1 protein-coding gene is annotated in these 517 nt (G+C 66.3%); it reads right to left on the bottom strand.

Annotated features, from left to right (window positions below):
- Positions 1–99: 99 nt before the first annotated feature.
- A partial coding sequence (locus tag C9414_RS21115; protein WP_107164310.1) for a thymidine kinase occupies positions 100–517 on the bottom strand: 418 nt, incomplete at its 5' end.

Raw genomic sequence — 517 nt, 5'->3', positions numbered from 1 at the left:
CACAGTGCCCCGCCATCCCACGGAATGCCAGCTTTCGCTGTTGCTGTTGCCGTTGCCGTTGCCTCTGCAGGTGCAGGGCGCAGCCCTGCCGAACACCCCTTACAGCGGCAGGGGCGCCTGCATCGGCTCGATCCGCCCTTCGCCACGGGTGATCTTCTTGAACTCGGCACGGCTGACCGATACGTAGCGGTCGTTGCCACCGATTTCCACCTGCGGGCCGTCCTGCACCGCGTGGCCATGCTCGTCCACGCGCACGGTCATCGTCGCCTTCTTGCCGCTGTGGCAGATCGTCTTGATCTCCTGCATCTCGTCGGCCCAGGCCAGCAGGTACTGGCTGCCTTCGAACAGTTCGCCGCGGAAGTCGGTGCGCAGCCCGTAGCACAACACCGGAATGCGCAGCTGGTCGACCACCTCGCTGAGCTGCCAGACCTGGGCACGGGTCAGGAACTGCGCCTCGTCCACCAGCACGCAGCCCATCGGCCCGTTCGCGGCCAGGTCCTGTTCCACCCAGTGCTGC

Source organism: Bacillus sp. Nf3, assembly GCF_003028545.1.
Taxonomy (GTDB): Bacteria; Bacillota; Bacilli; order Bacillales; family Bacillaceae; genus Bacillus; species Bacillus safensis.
This window is presented reverse-complemented; position numbering and strand designations above follow the sequence as displayed.